General features: G+C 69.2%; 15 protein-coding genes. 8 read left to right on the top strand and 7 right to left on the bottom strand.

Features of this window, described 5'->3' with window-relative positions:
* Positions 1-90: 90 nt before the first annotated feature.
* The 3 genes from LI92_RS15245 to LI92_RS15235 are packed head-to-tail and all read right to left on the bottom strand — an operon-like array spanning position 91 to position 3515.
* Positions 91-1179: an NAD(P)H-dependent amine dehydrogenase family protein gene (locus LI92_RS15245; RefSeq protein ID WP_046320242.1), complete on the bottom strand. Its 1089-nt coding sequence runs from the start codon at positions 1177-1179 to the stop codon at positions 91-93.
* A 52-nt stretch (positions 1180-1231) separates the two neighbouring features.
* The gene (locus tag LI92_RS15240) at positions 1232-2341 is read right to left on the bottom strand and encodes an acyl-CoA dehydrogenase family protein (RefSeq protein ID WP_046320241.1); all 1110 of its coding nucleotides are present in this window, start codon (positions 2339-2341) and stop codon (positions 1232-1234) included.
* A gap of 13 nt (positions 2342-2354) precedes the next feature.
* Positions 2355-3515 carry an acyl-CoA dehydrogenase family protein gene (locus tag LI92_RS15235; RefSeq protein ID WP_046320240.1) on the bottom strand — a complete coding sequence of 387 codons (1161 nt, stop codon included), beginning with the start codon at positions 3513-3515 and terminating at the stop codon, positions 2355-2357.
* A gap of 110 nt (positions 3516-3625) precedes the next feature.
* On the opposite strand from LI92_RS15235, the gene LI92_RS15230 reads away from it, so the two are divergent.
* From LI92_RS15230 to holA, 4 genes are all read left to right on the top strand, one after another.
* Positions 3626-4159: a DUF4352 domain-containing protein gene (locus tag LI92_RS15230; protein ID WP_046320239.1), complete on the top strand. Its 534-nt coding sequence runs from the start codon at positions 3626-3628 to the stop codon at positions 4157-4159.
* Between the two features lie 111 nt (positions 4160-4270).
* Complete coding sequence (locus LI92_RS15225) at positions 4271-5122, top strand: ComEA family DNA-binding protein (RefSeq protein ID WP_046320238.1); 852 nt, start codon at positions 4271-4273, stop codon at positions 5120-5122.
* Between the two features lie 41 nt (positions 5123-5163).
* Positions 5164-6681 carry a ComEC/Rec2 family competence protein gene (locus LI92_RS15220; RefSeq protein ID WP_046320250.1) on the top strand — a complete coding sequence of 506 codons (1518 nt, stop codon included), beginning with the start codon at positions 5164-5166 and terminating at the stop codon, positions 6679-6681.
* A gap of 24 nt (positions 6682-6705) precedes the next feature.
* Positions 6706-7656, top strand: a complete 951-nt coding sequence (gene holA / locus LI92_RS15215) for a DNA polymerase III subunit delta (RefSeq protein WP_046320248.1) — start codon at positions 6706-6708, stop codon at positions 7654-7656.
* Positions 7657-7725: 69 nt separating this feature from the next.
* Here holA and rpsT read toward each other — a convergent pair whose 3' ends face one another.
* Together rpsT and LI92_RS15205 are read right to left on the bottom strand one after the other, a co-directional pair.
* Positions 7726-7986 carry a 30S ribosomal protein S20 gene (gene rpsT, locus LI92_RS15210; RefSeq protein ID WP_046320237.1) on the bottom strand — a complete coding sequence of 87 codons (261 nt, stop codon included), beginning with the start codon at positions 7984-7986 and terminating at the stop codon, positions 7726-7728.
* 100 nt (positions 7987-8086) lie between these two features.
* Positions 8087-8944, bottom strand: a complete 858-nt coding sequence (locus tag LI92_RS15205) for a ribonuclease Z (protein ID WP_046320235.1) — start codon at positions 8942-8944, stop codon at positions 8087-8089.
* Between the two features lie 126 nt (positions 8945-9070).
* Between LI92_RS15205 and LI92_RS15200 the strand changes: the two genes are divergently transcribed.
* Positions 9071-9499, top strand: a complete 429-nt coding sequence (locus tag LI92_RS15200; RefSeq protein WP_046320233.1) for a CBS domain-containing protein — start codon at positions 9071-9073, stop codon at positions 9497-9499.
* Between the two features lie 19 nt (positions 9500-9518).
* Here LI92_RS15200 and LI92_RS15195 read toward each other — a convergent pair whose 3' ends face one another.
* Complete coding sequence (locus LI92_RS15195; RefSeq protein ID WP_046320246.1) at positions 9519-10133, bottom strand: type II toxin-antitoxin system PemK/MazF family toxin; 615 nt, start codon at positions 10131-10133, stop codon at positions 9519-9521.
* Positions 10134-10555: 422 nt separating this feature from the next.
* Between LI92_RS15195 and LI92_RS15190 the strand changes: the two genes are divergently transcribed.
* The 3 genes from LI92_RS15190 to LI92_RS15180 all read left to right on the top strand — a co-directional run bounded on the left by LI92_RS15190 (position 10556) and on the right by LI92_RS15180 (position 13853).
* Positions 10556-11089 carry a hypothetical protein gene (locus LI92_RS15190; protein WP_046320232.1) on the top strand — a complete coding sequence of 178 codons (534 nt, stop codon included), beginning with the start codon at positions 10556-10558 and terminating at the stop codon, positions 11087-11089.
* A gap of 116 nt (positions 11090-11205) precedes the next feature.
* Positions 11206-13092: a translation elongation factor 4 gene (gene lepA, locus LI92_RS15185; RefSeq protein WP_082109737.1), complete on the top strand. Its 1887-nt coding sequence runs from the start codon at positions 11206-11208 to the stop codon at positions 13090-13092.
* Positions 13092-13853 carry a sensor domain-containing protein gene (locus LI92_RS15180; RefSeq protein WP_192830062.1) on the top strand — a complete coding sequence of 254 codons (762 nt, stop codon included), beginning with the start codon at positions 13092-13094 and terminating at the stop codon, positions 13851-13853. The genes lepA and LI92_RS15180 overlap by 1 nt, the downstream gene beginning before the upstream one ends.
* A gap of 2 nt (positions 13854-13855) precedes the next feature.
* Here the strand turns inward: LI92_RS15180 and LI92_RS15175 are convergent, their stop codons facing one another.
* The gene (locus tag LI92_RS15175) at positions 13856-15883 is read right to left on the bottom strand and encodes a glycoside hydrolase family 15 protein (RefSeq protein ID WP_046320244.1); all 2028 of its coding nucleotides are present in this window, start codon (positions 15881-15883) and stop codon (positions 13856-13858) included.
* Positions 15884-16032: the final 149 nt, after the last annotated feature.

Raw genomic sequence — 16032 nt, 5'->3', positions numbered from 1 at the left:
TACAACACTCAACGAGGCCACTCCGCCCTCGGCGGAAGACCACCCATCACCCGACTCGCCGCCTGACAACAACGTGTCAGGTCACAACATCTAGTCGCTGGGCGGCGTGGCGACGCGCCCGGTGATCGGTGGCAGGTCGGCCAGGGTCACGATGCCCGGCTCGGCGGCCACCACCGCCGGCACCGCGTTGGTCACCGGCATGGCCGTGTAGATCGAACCCAGCCCGTTGAGGTTCGGCTCGCTCCAGTCCGTCGGCGGCAGGCAGTGGATCACGGTGCGCATGTTTGGCCGCCCGAACACCTGGATGACGTGGCCGTGCGCCACCGGCTTGGGCGGGGTGACCTGGTCGCCCATGATCCAGTTGAACCCCACACTGACCACGTTGCGGCTGCCCACCCAACCGCGGTGGTAGCCCAGGACACTGCCCACCGTGCCGGCCGGGATCTGCATGAAGCCCAGGTCGCTGTCGCCGGTCGCCGCGGTGAACTCGACGTCGAACGTGATGCGGTCGAGTTTCGCCCCGATCGCACCGGCCATCATCGCCGCGGACTCGGCGAACACCTCGCTCTCCCGGCGCACGCTTTCGGCAAGGCCGGGGGTCTGCGGATCCTGGCCGAAGCCCATCGCCGCCATGGTGGCCGCCGATTCATACGTCGAGCAGTCCACCGACTCGGTGATCCGGATCTCGTCGACCCGCTCGCACGCACCGGAAAGCACCATGCCCACCATGTTGGTCAGTCCCGGGTGAGCACCGCCGCCGAACATCGTGGAGTTCCCGGCCCGACAGGCGTCTTCGACGCGACGGCGGTCGTGCTCGCTCTGCTTGCCGCCGGTGATCCAGGCCGCGCTCGAGCAGACGTTGACCCCGGCCTCCAGCAGCCGGACCAGCTCGTCGATGCTAGGCCACAGCGGGTTGTAACAGCACGCATCCGGGCGCAGCGCCAGCAGGGCGTCGATGTCGTCGGTGGCGGTGATCCCGGTGGGTTCGGGCCAGCCGGCCAGCTCGGCTGCGTCCACCCCGACCTTGTCCTTGCCGTGGGCGTAGACGCCGACCAGCTCCATGTCGGGCCGGCCGATGATGGCGTGCAACGAGCGCTGGCCGATGTTGCCGGTGGTCCATTGGATGACGCGCAGCGGGCGCTCAGCCGGGGAGTCGGAAACAGACCCGGAAACAGACATCTTGCTCCTAGGTGGCGGGTGCGGGCAGTGGCCGACGGCGACGGCCGGCGTGCTACAGCTTGGCCAGGTCGTAGCCGCCGAGCTTGTCGATCAACACATGCAGCTGATCCTGCGACGAACCCAGGGTGTGCTCGATCGCGGTGAGCCGGGCCGCATAGTGGCTGACCGGGTACTCCCAGGTCACTCCGATCCCGCCGTGCAACTGGATGGACTCCTGTGCGATGTGGCGCCCCGACCGTCCGATCTGCAGCTTGGCGCGCGCGGCGATCAGCGGGTCCACGTTGTCGTCGGCCAGCGACATCGCCGCGTACATGCTCATGCTGCGCGCCAACTCCAGCGACACGTACATGTCGGCGGCACGCTGGGTCAGCGTCTGGAAGTTGTTGAGCGTGACACCGAACTGCTTGCGCGTCTTGAGGTATTCGGTGGTCAGCCGCAGGGCCTCTTCCATGGCGCCGAGAGCTTCGGCGCACAATGCTGAGGAAATGCCGATGAGCGCGCGCTCGATGGCATCGGTGGCGTCGGTCGCCTCGCCGAGGGCGGTGGCCGGGGTGTCGGCGAAGTCGATCTGGGCACCGCGCTGGCCGTCGAAGGTCCGGTAGGGCTGCCGGTTGAGGCCGTCGGCGGCTGCGTCGACCAGGAACAGTCCGGTCCCACCGTCGGGCAGGGCGGCGCTGACCACCAGGGTGTCGGCGCGATCTCCGGTCAGCACCGGGTTCTTGCGCCCGGTCAGCCGCCACGCATCACCGTGCGCGGCGGCGGTGGTGCGCACCGTGCCTGCCGCAGCGCGCCAGCCGGGCTCGGTGTGGGCGAAGGCGAGGATCTGCTCGCCGCCGGCGACGGCGTCGAGCAGCGCGCGCTGCTGCGCATCGCCGCGTGCGGCGATCAGTGCGCCCGGCCCGAGCGCGCCGTGCACGATCGGCTCTGGTGCCAGCCGGCGCCCGACCTCGGTGAGCACCACCATGATCTCCAGCGGGCCGGATTCCTGCGGGTCGAACCCGAGCCCGAGAATCCCGACCTCGGCGAGTTGCTGCCACACCTCGGGGCTGAAACCGGGTTCGGACTCGATGGCCTTGTTGCGGGTCTCGGTGTCATAGCCCGACAACATCGACCGGGTGGTGTCGCGCAGCAGAACCTGCTCGTCGCTGAGTTGAAAGTCCATGCCGTCATGCCTCCTAAAGGCCGAGAATGGTCGACGCGATGATGGTGCGCTGCACCTCGTTGCTGCCGCCGTAGATCGAGGTCTTGCGGTAGTTCAGGTAACGCGGCGCCGCAGCCTGTGCCCAGTCGGGCGAAACGATGCCCTCGCCCGCCTCGAAGGGCAGGGAATCGGGCCCGGCCAGCTCCACGAACAGCTCGGTGGCGGCCTGTTGCAGCTGGCTGCCGCGCAGCTTGAGCACCGACGACGCCGGGCTGGGCTTTCCGTCGGCGGAGTCGCTGGACACCCGCATCTGGGTGAGCTCGAGCGCCAGCAGATCGTTCTCCAGCTCAGCGACCCGGGCGGCGAACAACGGGTCGTCGAGGGCCCCCAGCTCCTTGGCGCGCTTCTTGAGCTCGGCGACCCGCACTTTGGTGTGGGTCACCCCGGCGATGCCCGTCCGCTCGTTGCCCAAGAGGAACTTCGCGTAGGTCCAGCCGTGGTTCTCCTGGCCGACCAGCTGGTCGGCGGGCACCCGCACGTCGGAGAAGAACACCTCGTTGACCTCATAGCCGCCGTCGATCATCTTGATCGGGCGCATGGTCACACCGGGTGTCGACACCTCGAACAGCAGGAAGGAGATTCCGGCCTGCTTCTTGGGCGCCTGCGGGTCGGTGCGCACCAGGCAGAAGATCCAGTCCGCGTACTGGCCGAGCGTGGTCCAGGTCTTCTGCCCGTTGACGATGTAGCTGTCGCCGTCGCGTACCGCCGTGGTGCGCAGGCTCGCCAAGTCGGAGCCCGCGTCGGGTTCGGAGAAGCCCTGGCACCACCAGATGTCCAGGTTGGCCGTGGCGGGCAGGAAGCGTTCCTTGATCGCCTGGGAGCCGAATTCCGCGATCACCGGGCCGACCATCTTGGCGTTGAAGGTCAGCGGTTCGGGCACCGAGGCCAGGTTCATCTCGTCGTGCCAGATCTGGTGTTGGGTTTCGGTCCAATCCTTGCCGCCCCACTCCACCGGCCAGTTGGGTACCGCCAGGCCATGGGCGTTGAGGATCCGCTGCGTGGCGATGGTGTCGTCGGGAAGGACCGAGCGGCCCAGCCGATTGCGCTCGCGGATCTCGGCGGGGATCTCGGTGGTGAAGAAGGTGCGCATTTCGTCGCGGAATGCTGCCTCCTCCGCGGTCAATGCCAGTCTCACGTCGACCTCCCGGTTGGTTGGGTGAACTCACGGTTGGTATGCACCCTAATCGGCCCGCTCGCGGTCGCTGCGGGGGAGGGCTTGGCGTGCGCTTTTGTAGTCTGGACCTCATGAGACGGTGGGGTGTCGTGCTCGGGGTGGTGGCTTTGTCGGTGGTGTCGTGTTCACCGGAGCCGGCCCCCAGGCCCCGGCCGGAACCAGCGGCTGCCCAGCCTACGGCGGCGCCACGGCCGGCGGCCCATACCGGCCAGACGCTGAAGCTGATGCGCATCGGCGGGCAGCAGATCGCGGTGACCCTGACCGAGGTGATCGCCCCGGCGACCGTCCCGAACGGCTGGGGGGCGGCCGACAAGACCTATCTGGCCACCAAACTGCGGATCGAGAACACCGGGACCACGACCATCGTCGGCAACAGCAACAGCGATGTCACGGTGGTCGGTTCCGACGGCCAGGATTACCACGCGGATTTCGCCGCGGTGACCGAGTGCGACGACTTCGCCTACGGCTGGTTTCTGATCGCCGCCGGTTCGTCCAAGGCCGGCTGCGTGGTCTTCGCACTGCCCGCCGGCGTCACCGCGACCAAGGTGCGCTATGCGCCGTCTTCGGGGATCTCCCACGATGTCGGGGAGTGGCTGAACCCGTAGCGGCGACCGCAGGGCCGGCGTTGTGCACAGCCCGGCGCTGCATCCACAGAACCGTCGGTATCAGGCCGTGAGCGCAGTGTGCTGCCGGGGACCGCACCTACCGTCGGCGCCATGGCATCAGAACTCCCGGGTGAACGGCTGCAGCGGCGGCTGGGCCTGCTGGCCGAGCCCGACCCTGACGAATGCGGCCCCCAAGCCGACGATGCGTCCGGCCCCGCCGCGTCGCCGCCGCGCTGGCTGCCCGACGGCACCGCCGAGGCCGGCTGGCTCGCCAAGGTAAGGGCCGACCCGGGCCGGGCCGGGGTGATCGCGACGGCGGTGATTGCCGCGGTGGCGGTGCTGATCACGGTGTTCACCATGTTGCGGGACCGGCCCGCGCCGGTAGTCAGTGCCAAACTGCCTCCGGTGGAGGCGGTTTCGCCGGCCAGCCCGCCCCCCGGCACGCCGGCGGCGGACACCGGGGCGCCGCCCGCCGAGCAGGTGGTGGTCAGCGTGGTCGGACTGGTGCGCAAGCCCGGTCTGGCGACGTTGTCGCCGGGATCACGCATCGCCGACGCGCTGACCGCAGCCGGCGGGGCCCTCGACGGTGCCGACACACTCGGGCTGAACCTGGCCCGGCCCCTGGTCGACGGCGAACAGATCGTGGTCGGTCTGGCGCCGCCCGCCGGTCTGCCGGTGCTGGGCAGTTCGGCCGGTCCGGTGCCGGCGGTGCCGGACGCGCCGCGGCCCAGCACCACGCCGACGGCAACCGGGCCCGAGCCGCACCGGGACGAGCCGGTCAACCTCAACACCGCGACGGCCGAGCAACTTGACGCGCTGCCGGGAGTGGGGCCGGTGACCGCGGCCGCCATCGTCGCCTGGCGTGACACCCACGGCAGGTTCGCCAGCGTCGATCAGCTCGGCGAGGTCGACGGGATCGGCCCGGCGCGCCTGGAGAAGTTGCGTGCCCTGGTCCGTGTCTGACCGTGACGCAGGTAGCGGCCGCGCCGGCGGCCCGGCTCGACATCCGGCTGGTGCCCGCAGCGGCGGCCGGCTGGCTGGTGGCGGCGGCCGGCATTCAGTGGCGGATCGGCGGTGTGCTGGCGGTGCTGTGTGTGCTGTTGGCGGTGGCTGCCGCAGCTCTCTGCCGCTACGCCGGGCGGCGCCGGCGCCCCGGCTGGCGACTGGCGGGCGCGGCGGCGGCCGTGGCGGCGCTGACCGGCGGGGGATTCGGCTGGGCCGTTGCGCTGCGCACCGACGCGGTTGAGCATCACCCGATCGCCGCGGCGGTCGGCAGCACCGCGTCGGTGACGGTGACCGCCAGCGAGAGCGCGGTGCCCGTCGGTGCCCGCCGGGTGATGTTTCGGGCCACGATGCAGCGGCTCAACGATGCCGCCGCGTCCGGCCGGGTGGTGGTATTCGCGTCGAGCGCCGACTTCGACGAGGTGATGGTCGGCCAGCCGATGGCGTTTCGCGCCAAGGTCTCCCACCCGGCTCGGCGCGACCTGTCCGTCGCGGTGCTCACAGCCGCCGGCCCGCCGGTGCGGGGCAGGGCCGGCCCGGTCGCCCGGACGGCCCACCGGGTCCGGGTCCGCTTCGCGGCCGCCGCCGCGCGCGTGCTGCCCGACGAGCAGGCCCGGATGCTGCCCGCTTTGGTGCTCGGCGACACCTCGGCGATCAGCGCGGCGACCGGCCGAGACTTCCGGGCCGCCGGGCTGACGCACCTGATGGCCGTTTCCGGGGCCAACGTGACCATCGTGTGCGGCGCGGTGTTGTTCTCGGCGCGGCTGGTCGGTCCGCGGCCGGCGGCACTGCTGGCCGCGGTGGCACTGGTGGCCTTCGTGATCGTGGTGCAGCCGACGGCCAGCGTGCTGCGCGCGGCGGTGATGGGAGCCATCGCGCTGCTGGGTGTGCTCACGGCCCGCAGCCGCCAGGCGGTGCCGAGTCTGGCCGCGGCCGTGCTCGTGCTGCTGGCGCTGGCCCCACACCTGGCTGTCGACATCGGGTTCGCGCTGTCGGTGGTGGCCACCGCGGCATTGGTGCTCATCGCCCCGGTGTGGACGGCACGACTGGTGGAACGCGGATGGCCGCGATCGCTGGCCGCCGCAGTCTGCGTGGCATGGGCGGCGAACCTGGTGACCGCGCCGTTGATCGCCGGCATCTCCGGGCGGCTGAGCCTGGTCAGCACGGTCGCCAACCTGGCGGTGGCGGCGCTGGTCGCGCCGATCACGGTGCTGGGCAGCGCGGCGGCGGTACTGTGCGGGTGGTGGCCCACCGGCGCCGACCTGCTGATCCGTTTCACCGGGCCGGAACTGTGGTGGGTGTGTGCCGTCGCCCGCTGGGCCGGTGGGCTTCCCTCGTCGGCCGTGCCGGTGCCGGGGGGCGTGGGCGGAGTCGCCGGAGTCGGCGTCGCAGCGGTGCTGGTGGTGGTGTGCTGGCGGTGGCGATGGTGCCGGTGGGGCCTGACGGCGTTGATGCTGGGCGTGCTGGCGTGGTCGGTCACCGAGGTGTTGACCGGCTGGGCCGGTGTCGGGCCACCGTGACACGATTGCGGGGTGAGGCAACCGGTGGCGCCGCTGCATCTGATCCTCGGGGATGAGGAACTGCTGGTCGAACGGGCCGTCGGCCAGGTGCTGGCCGGGGTGCGCGCACAAGCCGGCAGCACCGACATCCCGGTGGACCGGTTGCGCGCCGGCGAGGTCGAGGCCGGCGAGCTCGCCGAACTGCTGAGTCCGTCGCTGTTCGCCGACGAGCGGGTGGTGGTGCTCGAGGCGGCGGCCGAGGCGGGCAAGGACGCGGTGACGCTGATCGCCGCCACCGCGGAGGACGTCCCGCCGGGCACCGTCCTGGTGGTCGTGCACACCGGTGGGGGGCGGGCCAAAGCTCTGGCCGGGCGGTTACAGGAACTCGGTGCACAGGTACATCCCTGCGCCCGCATCACCAAGGCCGGCGAACGGGCCGACTTCGTCCGAGCCGAGTTCCGCCGACTGAAGGTGCGCGTCGACGACGACACGGTCACGGCGCTGCTCGACGCGGTGGGCTCCGACATCCGCGAACTGGCGTCGGCGTGCTCACAGCTGGTCGCCGACACGGGCGGGCATGTCGACGCCGCCGCCGTGCGCCGCTACCACAGCGGGAAAGCCGAAGTGAAGGGGTTCGACATCGCCGAGCGGGCCGTGGTCGGCGATGTCGCCGGCGCCACCGAGGCGCTGCGCTGGGCGATGATCCGCGGGGAGCCGCACGTGGTGCTGGCCGACGCCCTGGCCGAGGCGATCCACACCATCGCCCGGGTCGGGTCCAGGTCCGGCGACCCCTACCGGTTGGCCGGTGAACTGAGCATGCCGCCCTGGCGGGTGCAGAAGGCGCAGAAACAGGCCCGGTACTGGTCGAGGGATTCCCTCGCGGCCGCCGTGCGGATGGTCGCCGCCCTCAACGCCGACGTCAAAGGGGCCGCCGCGGATGCCGATCACGCTCTGGAAAGCGCCGTCCGCGGAGTCGCCGAGTTGGCCGCCCGCTGATCCCTTCCCAACACGAAGGCCCCTGTTCCGCGGGGAATCAGGGGCCTACGCCGGTGGCGCTCGGGGCTATCAGAGCTTGTTGAGCGCCTTGGCCAGTGCCGACTTCTTGTTGGCGGCCTGGTTCTTGTGGATGACGCCCTTGCTGGCGGCCTTGTCCAGCTTGCGGCTGGTGGCGACCAGCAGCTCGCCGGCCTTGTCCTTGTCACCGGTAGCGGCGGCCTCGCGGAACGCGCGGATCGCGGTGCGCACCGCAGACTTCACCGACTGGTTGCGCAGCCGGGCTTGCTCGTTGGTCCGGTTGCGCTTGACCTGCGACTTAATGTTGGCCACGGAGTAATTCCTTCGCAAAAGCTTGAGTTGGGTTTACCTCCCGACGCGGGAGCAACAGCTGTTCAGGGTAGCAGCTGGCCCGGCAAGTCCCCAACTCGACTCATCCGCGCGCGCCCACCTCGACTCGATGCAGGTCGTTGCCGAGCTCGATCGGCCCGTCGAACTCCGCGGCCGCCAACGCCCGCCACTGGTCCTCCTGCCCGGGCACCAGGGCCGGCACATAGTGGGTCAGCACCAACGTGCCCACCCCCGCCCGCTTGGCGGTCGCGGCTGCCTGCGCCACCGAGGAGTGGTAGTCGCAGATGTCGCGGATCCGCTGCTGGGGCAGCACCCCGACGAGGTCGTCGCGGATCACCGTGTGCACCAGCGCGTCGGCCCCGGCCGCCAGCTCGTCGAGGCCCTCGCAGGGCACGGTGTCGCCGGCCATCACCACCGAGGCGGTCCCGTCTTCGTCGCGGTGCTCGATCCGGAAGCCGATGGTGGGAGTCACCGGCCGGTGGTCGGTGGGCGCCACAGTGATGCGCACGCCGTCGCGGTCCCACACCTGCCCGGTGATGTGCTCCCGCACGTCGACTCCCGGCGGCGCGGTCAGATCGTCGTGGTGAGCGATGCGGTAGCCGATGTCGTGGCCGAAGGCGCGCAGCGTCGCCTCCACGACCTCGGCGGTGCCGGGCGGTCCGATGATCGGCAACGGCGGGGCGTCCGGGGTGAAGGTGGTGACCCAGCGGGTGATCAGCAGATCGCCCAGGTCGGCGATGTGGTCACTGTGCAGATGCGTCAGCAGCAGCGCGGAGAGCGTGCTGGCCCCCGCACCGGCGGCCGCCAACCGCTGCAGCACTCCGCGTCCGCAGTCGACCAGCAGTTGCTGGCCGCCTGCCCGGATCAGGGTCGACGGGCCGGCGCGGTTCGGGTCGGGGATCGGGCTTCCGGTGCCCAGCAGGGTGATCTCGATCGTCATGAGTCACATATGCCACACAAATGTCTCTGCCGTCGTGCCTTCGGTGCAGTTTCGTTATCACCGCCCCGCGGTTTACCCAGATGGCCTAGCCTGGTGTGAAGCAGATCACTGCGGCGGGAGGCTTCGATGCGGATCGCGGACGTATTGCGGAATAAGGGTGCGGCGGTGGTGACCATCCATCCGGAGGCCACCGTCATGGAGTTGCTCGCGGGCCTGGCGGAGCACAACATCGGCGCCATGGTCGTGATCGGAAGCGAGGGGCTCGAGGGGGTGGCATCCGAGCGTGACGTGGTACGCCAGCTGCACGTGCACGGCGCCAGTCTGCTGGCCCGGCCGGTGTCGGCGATCATGACCCGCGTCGTGGCGACCTGCACCAAGGCAGATACCGCCGACGACGTCAGCATCTTGATGACCGAGCATCGGGCCCGCCACATTCCGGTACTCGACAACGGCCGGCTGGCCGGCATCGTCAGCATCGGTGACGTGGTGAAGTCCCGGATGGAGGAGCTGCAGGCCGAACAAGCGGCGCTGCGCTCCTACATCAGCCAGGGCTAGGTGCCGCGCGCGCCCGGTTTCAGCTCCACGAGTAGTCGCTGCGCAGCCGGGCGGCCACCGTCTCGAACACCGCACGCGCCAGGATGGCGCCTTCGCGCCGGATCGATTCCTCGGGAACATCGAGCACCCGGTCGAGCCGCACCCAGCTGAGCCGGCGGGACTCATCCCAGCTGCCGGCCCCGATGCCGATCCAGTTCGTGTCCTCGGCATGCCGTTGTCGGCTCGACACGATCAATCCCAGCAGCACGTCCCGGTCGCGGCCGACGACCAGCACCGGCCGGTCCTTGCCGCGGTCAGGCTCGTCCTCGTAGGCCACCCATGTCCAGACGATCTCGCCCGGATCGGCGCGGCCGTTGAGGTTCGGGGCGTACACCAGCCGGCGGGCGCGCTGCGCAGTGGGGACACTGCTGTTGGTCACCGGGCGCCCGGAGGGGACCGGGGCGGGCGGTTCGGCCGTTGCGCCGCCGAGAATCTCCAGACCGATCCTGATGCCCTGCTCGATACCGCGCTGGACGCGCTGCTGTACCAGCGGTGCCTGCTCGAGCTGGCGGATGAACCGTGGAGCTTCGTTGAACACCAGGTTCTCCGCGAATCGCTGCATCGTCTGCCATCGGGTCTTCCGCGGGGAAGCCATGCTCGCAGCATAGGCGGAAAACCGCTCCGGCACCTGGCCCCGGCGCTCCTGCGCGGACCGGACCCGGCTGTGGGCCGCACACCAGGCGAAGCTGAGGTCTGGACATTCACTTAATGAATAGCCAGGCGGCACCACGGCGGCGCGCCCCCCTGCGCGTGGCTCAGCTGACCGCGGTGCGCCGTCGAAGATGCCTGGTAGCGCCCCATCGTCGTGCGCTGTGCTGGGAAAACTCCCCGCCCGCGGTGAGGGCCGGGTGTCGCCGAAGGCGATGCGGTTCAGAACATACAGGCATTCACTTGTATTGATCACAGGTGCTTGTTAGATTTAACGAGGCTTGCAGCAATGGTGCTGGGGGGCCGGCGTTTGGTTGGGGAATCAGTCGCCGGAGGGGCCATCGCGACTGATCTGGGGGGGGATCGATAATGCGCAAACTGGGCGTGGTGGGCAGCTTCGCTGCTGGTCTGGCATTGGCGTTGGCGCCGGTGGCAGCGGCCGAGGAGTCCGACGTCGTGGATTTCGGCCCGTTGCTGGACTTCCAGATCGGTTCGATGAATTTCCTGTTCGAGTCGCAGGCCATTCTGGCCGGCGTCGGCGACAAGGTCAGCGACGCGACTGACGCCAACCCGTTTCTCACCATCGATCCCGAGGACGTGAACGCCGCCTTGGGCGCCTTGCTCTACGGCTTCGACTGGGAGAACGAGATCTCGTCCGACCCCGGCTCCTACAGCTTGTTCAACGGCGCGGTGACCCAGTTCGTCGACGCCAACAACGTGCTGCTTTTCGCGATCCTCAACGGGGGAGACCAGATCGAGTTCGAGGACGCCGCCGACTACCTGTTCGGCTCGGACGCCGCGATCGCGGCCGGTCTGGCAGGTGACACCGCCTGGGAAGACGCCGCAAACTTCCTCATGGCCGGCGTCGCGGACATCGGCGCTTACTTGGCGATCGACCTGTGATTGCCGTCGCGAAACGCGAGCCCCTGGAGATCCGACTCCGGGGGTTTCGTTTTGCGGCCTCCGCCTCGCTACCCTGACTAGGCAGAAAGCATCACCGCCCCCCGGTTCACCAGGAGATTCCCATCAGCAGTTTCGCCGACCAGACCTTCACCGCGCCGGCGCAGATACGGAACTTCTGCATCATCGCCCACATCGACCATGGCAAATCGACCCTGGCCGACCGGATGCTGCAGCTCACCGGCGTCGTCGACGATCGATCGATGCGGGCCCAGTACCTGGATCGGATGGACATCGAGCGGGAGCGCGGCATCACCATCAAGGCGCAGAACGTTCGACTGCCCTGGACGGTCACCGAGGACCCGGAGCGGGGCCCGGGCGGGCCGGCGGCCGGCGACTACGTGTTGCACCTGATCGACACGCCCGGCCACGTCGATTTCACCTATGAGGTGTCCCGCGCGCTGGAGGCCTGCGAGGGCGCGATCCTGCTGGTCGACGCCGCCCAGGGCATTGAGGCCCAGACCCTGGCCAACCTGTACCTGGCACTGGACCGGGATCTGACGATCATCCCGGTGCTCAACAAGATCGACCTGCCCGCCGCCGACCCGGAGCGCTATGCCGCCGAGCTGGCCCACATCATCGGGTGCGAGTCCGAAGACGTCCTGAAGGTGTCGGGAAAGACCGGCGAGGGCGTGGCGGAGCTGCTCAACGAGGTGGTCCGGCAGGTGCCCCCGCCCACCGGCGACGCCGACGCGCCGACTCGGGCGATGATCTTCGACTCCGTCTACGACATCTACCGCGGCGTGGTCACCTACGTCCGGGTCGTCGACGGCAAGATCCTGCCGCGCGAGAAGATCGCGATGATGTCCACCGGTGCCACCCACGAGCTCCTCGAAGTCGGCATCGTGTCGCCCGAACCCAAGCCCGCCAAGGGCCTGGGCGTCGGCGAGGTGGGCTATCTGATCACCGGCGTGAAGGACGTGCGGCAGTCCAAGGTGGGCGACACCGTCACCCCCGCGCGGGGCGGGGCCACCGAGGCCCTCACCGGATACCGCGAGCCCAAGCCGATGGTCTATTCCGGGCTGTACCCGGTGGACGGGTCGGACTATCCCAACCTGCGTGACGCCCTGGACAAACTACAGCTCAACGATGCCGCATTGACTTACGAACCGGAGACCTCGGTGGCGCTGGGCTTCGGTTTCCGCTGCGGCTTCCTGGGACTGCTGCACATGGAGATCACCCGGGAACGTCTGGAACGTGAATTCGACCTGGATCTGATCTCCACCTCGCCCAACGTGGTCTACCGCGTGATCGCCGAGGACAACAGCGAGATCATCGTCACCAACCCGTCGGACTGGCCGGAGGGAAAGATTCGCACGGTTTTCGAGCCGGTTGTCAAAACCACGGTGATCGCGCCGAGCGAATTCGTCGGCACCATCATGGAACTGTGCCAGTCCCGCCGCGGCGAACTCGGCGGGATGGACTACCTCTCCCCGGAGCGTGTCGAGCTGCGCTACACGATGCCGTTGGGCGAGATCATCTTCGACTTCTTCGACTCGTTGAAGTCACGTACCCGCGGCTACGCCAGCCTGGACTACGAGGAGGCCGGCGAGCAGGAGGCCGACCTGGTCAAGGTCGACATTCTGCTGCAGGGTGAAGCCGTGGACGCGTTCAGTGCGATCGTGCACAAAGACGCGGCCTCGGCCTACGGCAACAAGATGACGACCAAACTCAAGGAGCTGATTCCGCGCCAGCAGTTCGAAGTGCCCGTGCAGGCGGCCATCGGATCGAGAATCATTGCGCGCGAGAACATCCGGGCTATCCGCAAAGACGTGTTGTCCAAGTGCTACGGCGGTGACATCAGCCGCAAGCGCAAGCTGCTGGAAAAGCAGAAAGAGGGCAAGAAACGGATGAAGACCATCGGTCGGGTGGACGTGCCGCAGGAGGCGTTCGTCGCGGCGCTGTCCACCGACAGTGGCGGCCCCGGCGACAAGGCCAAGAAGTAGTGACCGCCCGGGCACGCACAATCGCGGGCGCCGCGGCGCTGGTGCTGCTGTCCAGCGGGTGCACCACCGTGGTCTCCGGGACTGTCCGGCCCGCAGCGGATCTGGCGCCCACGCCGGTCACCGGGATGGCGGTCCGGCAGGTGTTGCTCGACGATTCCGAGCTCACCAAGCTGACCGGTCAGCCCTTCCGCAGCGACCCCTCCCTGCCGCCGCGCTACGGCGGTCTCGACGAGCTGCCCGACGCCTGGGAGTCGGCCGCGCCGCAGGACTGCGTCGGTCCCGCCGTGGGCGGGCAGCGCAGCGTGTACAGCTCCGCGAACGTGCGCGACGCCGCCCATGAGTTCTGGGACAGTTCCGCCGCCGTGGACTCCCCGCTGACCGGGGTGGGCGAGGCGGTCATCGCACTGGACAGCGCCACCGAAGCCGACGCGCTGGTGGAGAAGTTCGCCCAGCAGTGGCGCAGCTGCGACGGGGTGGTGGTGACCCGTGACAGCGGCACCGACAGCGAGGCCAGCGGGGAGATCGCCGACGTCTCCGACGAGGACGCGATCCTGGTCGCCGTCGTGCGCACCAGCGTGGACGGCGAAGCGGGACTGCGGGTTTCCCGCGCGCTCGGGTCGCGGGTGAACTGCATCGTCGACGTCGACGTGTTCTGGTTCGCCGATGAGGGCGACGATTCCGGCGTTCCGCCCGCCGGCGACACGACCGCCGCCGACATGGTGCGGGCAATGCTGGACAAGGTCCGCAACCTCAGCGGCTGAGGCTACATCGGCGCGTTCGCGGGCTGGAAACCTCCGGTGGAGTCGGCCTCCTCCTCGGCGCGGATCACGTGCACAACGGCGTTGATCAGCGCCAGGTGGGTGAAGGCCTGCGGGAAGTTGCCCAGGTGCCTGCCGGTGCGGGGCTCGATCTCCTCGGCGTAGAGGTGCAGCGGGCTGGCAAACGACAGCAGCCGCTCGCACAGGTGCTTGGCGCGACTGACCTCGCCGATCTCCACCAGCGCCGAGACCAGCCAGAACGAACAGATGGTGAAGGTGCCCTCGGCGCCGGACAGGCCGTCGTCGGTCTCCTCGGTCCGGTACCGCAGCACCAGGCCGTCTTCGGTGAGTTCCTCGGCGATCGCCATCACGGTGGCCCGCACCCGCGGGTCGTCGGCAGGCAGAAACCGGGTCAGCACCACCAGCAGCAGAGACGCGTCCAGCGCCGTGCTGCCGTATGTCTGGGTCAGCACACCCCGGGAATCCACGCCGTTGGCCAGTACGTCTGCCTTGATCTCCTCGGCGATCGCCCGCCACTGCTTGGCATAGGACACCGCGCCCTGCAGTTCGGCCAGCTTCGACCCGCGGTCCAGCGCCACCCAGCACATCACCTTCGAGGAGGTGAAGTGCTGCGGTTCGCCCCGGACCTCCCAGATGCCCCGGTCGGGTTCGCGCCAATGCTTGATGGCCTCCTCCACCTGGCGTTTGAGCACCGGCCACAGGGTCTCGGGGATCTGCTCGCGAGACTTGGCGTGCAGGTAGACCGAGTCGAGCATGGTGCCCCAGATGTCGTGCTGTTGCTGGTTGTAGGCACCGTTTCCGATCCGCACCGGACGGGCGTTGTCGTAGCCGGACAGGTGATCCAGCTCTTCCTCGACCAGCTCGTGCTCCCCGCCGACGCCGTACATCACCTGCAGCGGATGCTGCTGACCGTTGTTGACCCCGGACACATCGGCGATGAAGGAGAAGAAGTCGTCGGCTTCACGGTCCAGACCCAGCGTGTACAGGCCCCACAGGGTGAACGCCGAGTCCCGCACCCAGCTGTAGCGGTAGTCCCAATTTCGTTCGCCCTGAGGTGTTTCGGGCAGCGACGTCGTCGGCGCGGCCAGCAGGGCCCCAGTCGGGGAGTAGGTCAGGCCCTTGAGTGTGAGCGCACTGCGCTGCAGATAGGAACGCCAGGGGTGGTCGGGGAAGTTGCCCACGTTGATCCACTGGCGCCAGCACTCGGTGGTGTTCCACATCTTGTCGGCGGCTTCGGCGTAGCTCTGCGGCGCAGGGTGTTTTGACCAGCTCAAGGCGACGAACACGTCATCGCCCTCGGTCAGCCGGGTCCGGGCGCGGGCCTCGCGGCCCTCCAGCCCCAGCCGCAGGTTCGTCGTCAGGCGCAGGGTGGGATGGGCGTCGGGATTCTGCCGGGCCCGCGCTATCGCCTCACCATAGGCGTTCGACGAGTATTCCCAGGTGGCGCTGGTGCGGTGATAGTCGAACGCCGGCTCGCAGCTCATGGTCAGTTCGACGGTGCCGCTGACACAGCGCACCGTGCGCAGCAGGATGTGTTCTGCGTCCCAATCGGTGGGGGTGCGGCGGTGGGTCTGCGACCGGGCTTCGATGTCGTGCCACTTGCCCATCACCAGCGCGTCCCGCACGATCAGCCAGCCGGTGTGGGTCTGCCAGGTGGTTTCCATGATCGGACTGCCGGGCAGGTAGCGCCGCGCCGCGGGCACCGAAACCCCGTAGGGGCCGAGCCGAAAGTGCCCTGCGCTGCGGTCCAGCAGAGCGCCGAAGACGCTGGGGGAGTCCGGACGCGGTAGGCACATCCACTCCACCGAACCGGCCGCCGAGATCAGGCAGGTGTTCTCGCAGTCCGACAGGAAAGCGTAGTCGGCGATCGGCGGAAAAGGGTTGCGGACCTGGCTCTGTGACGCCGCATAGGGCACCGGGGCGGTGGCTGAGAGGGGCGGCGTGGCCGCCGTGCCGGCGGCCTCGGGAGCGGCGGGAGCGGGTGCATCGCCCGGCGGGGTGTGCAGGTCCATGCGGTCATCATCGCTGGCGGCCTGCCGCACGTCTACCCGGGCGGATCGGGCCCCGGGGCTGCGGTGACCCGCGTCGCCCGGCTTCGCCGTGCTCGCGATCACCGCGGTGCCGGTGGGCGGTGACCCGCGTCGCCCGGCTTCGCCGTGCT

Origin of the sequence: Mycobacterium sp. UM_Kg1 (assembly GCF_000972925.1) — a bacterium.
GTDB lineage: Bacteria > Actinomycetota > Actinomycetes > Mycobacteriales > Mycobacteriaceae > Mycobacterium > Mycobacterium hiberniae.
This window is presented reverse-complemented; position numbering and strand designations above follow the sequence as displayed.

Excerpts from the sequence above, each read along its gene's own strand:
- LI92_RS15195 (WP_046320246.1), bottom strand. The coding sequence starts at position 10,133 with ATGGCTTCCCCGCGGAAGACCCGATGGCAGACGATGCAGCGATTCGCG.
- LI92_RS15230 (WP_046320239.1), top strand. The coding sequence starts at position 3,626 with ATGAGACGGTGGGGTGTCGTGCTCGGGGTGGTGGCTTTGTCGGTGGTG.
- LI92_RS15175 (WP_046320244.1), bottom strand. The coding sequence starts at position 15,883 with ATGGACCTGCACACCCCGCCGGGCGATGCACCCGCTCCCGCCGCTCCC.
- LI92_RS15245 (WP_046320242.1), bottom strand. The coding sequence starts at position 1,179 with ATGTCTGTTTCCGGGTCTGTTTCCGACTCCCCGGCTGAGCGCCCGCTG.
- LI92_RS15190 (WP_046320232.1), top strand. The coding sequence starts at position 10,556 with ATGCGCAAACTGGGCGTGGTGGGCAGCTTCGCTGCTGGTCTGGCATTG.
- LI92_RS15200 (WP_046320233.1), top strand. The coding sequence starts at position 9,071 with ATGCGGATCGCGGACGTATTGCGGAATAAGGGTGCGGCGGTGGTGACC.
- LI92_RS15205 (WP_046320235.1), bottom strand. The coding sequence starts at position 8,944 with ATGACGATCGAGATCACCCTGCTGGGCACCGGAAGCCCGATCCCCGAC.
- LI92_RS15225 (WP_046320238.1), top strand. The coding sequence starts at position 4,271 with ATGGCATCAGAACTCCCGGGTGAACGGCTGCAGCGGCGGCTGGGCCTG.
- LI92_RS15240 (WP_046320241.1), bottom strand. The coding sequence starts at position 2,341 with ATGGACTTTCAACTCAGCGACGAGCAGGTTCTGCTGCGCGACACCACC.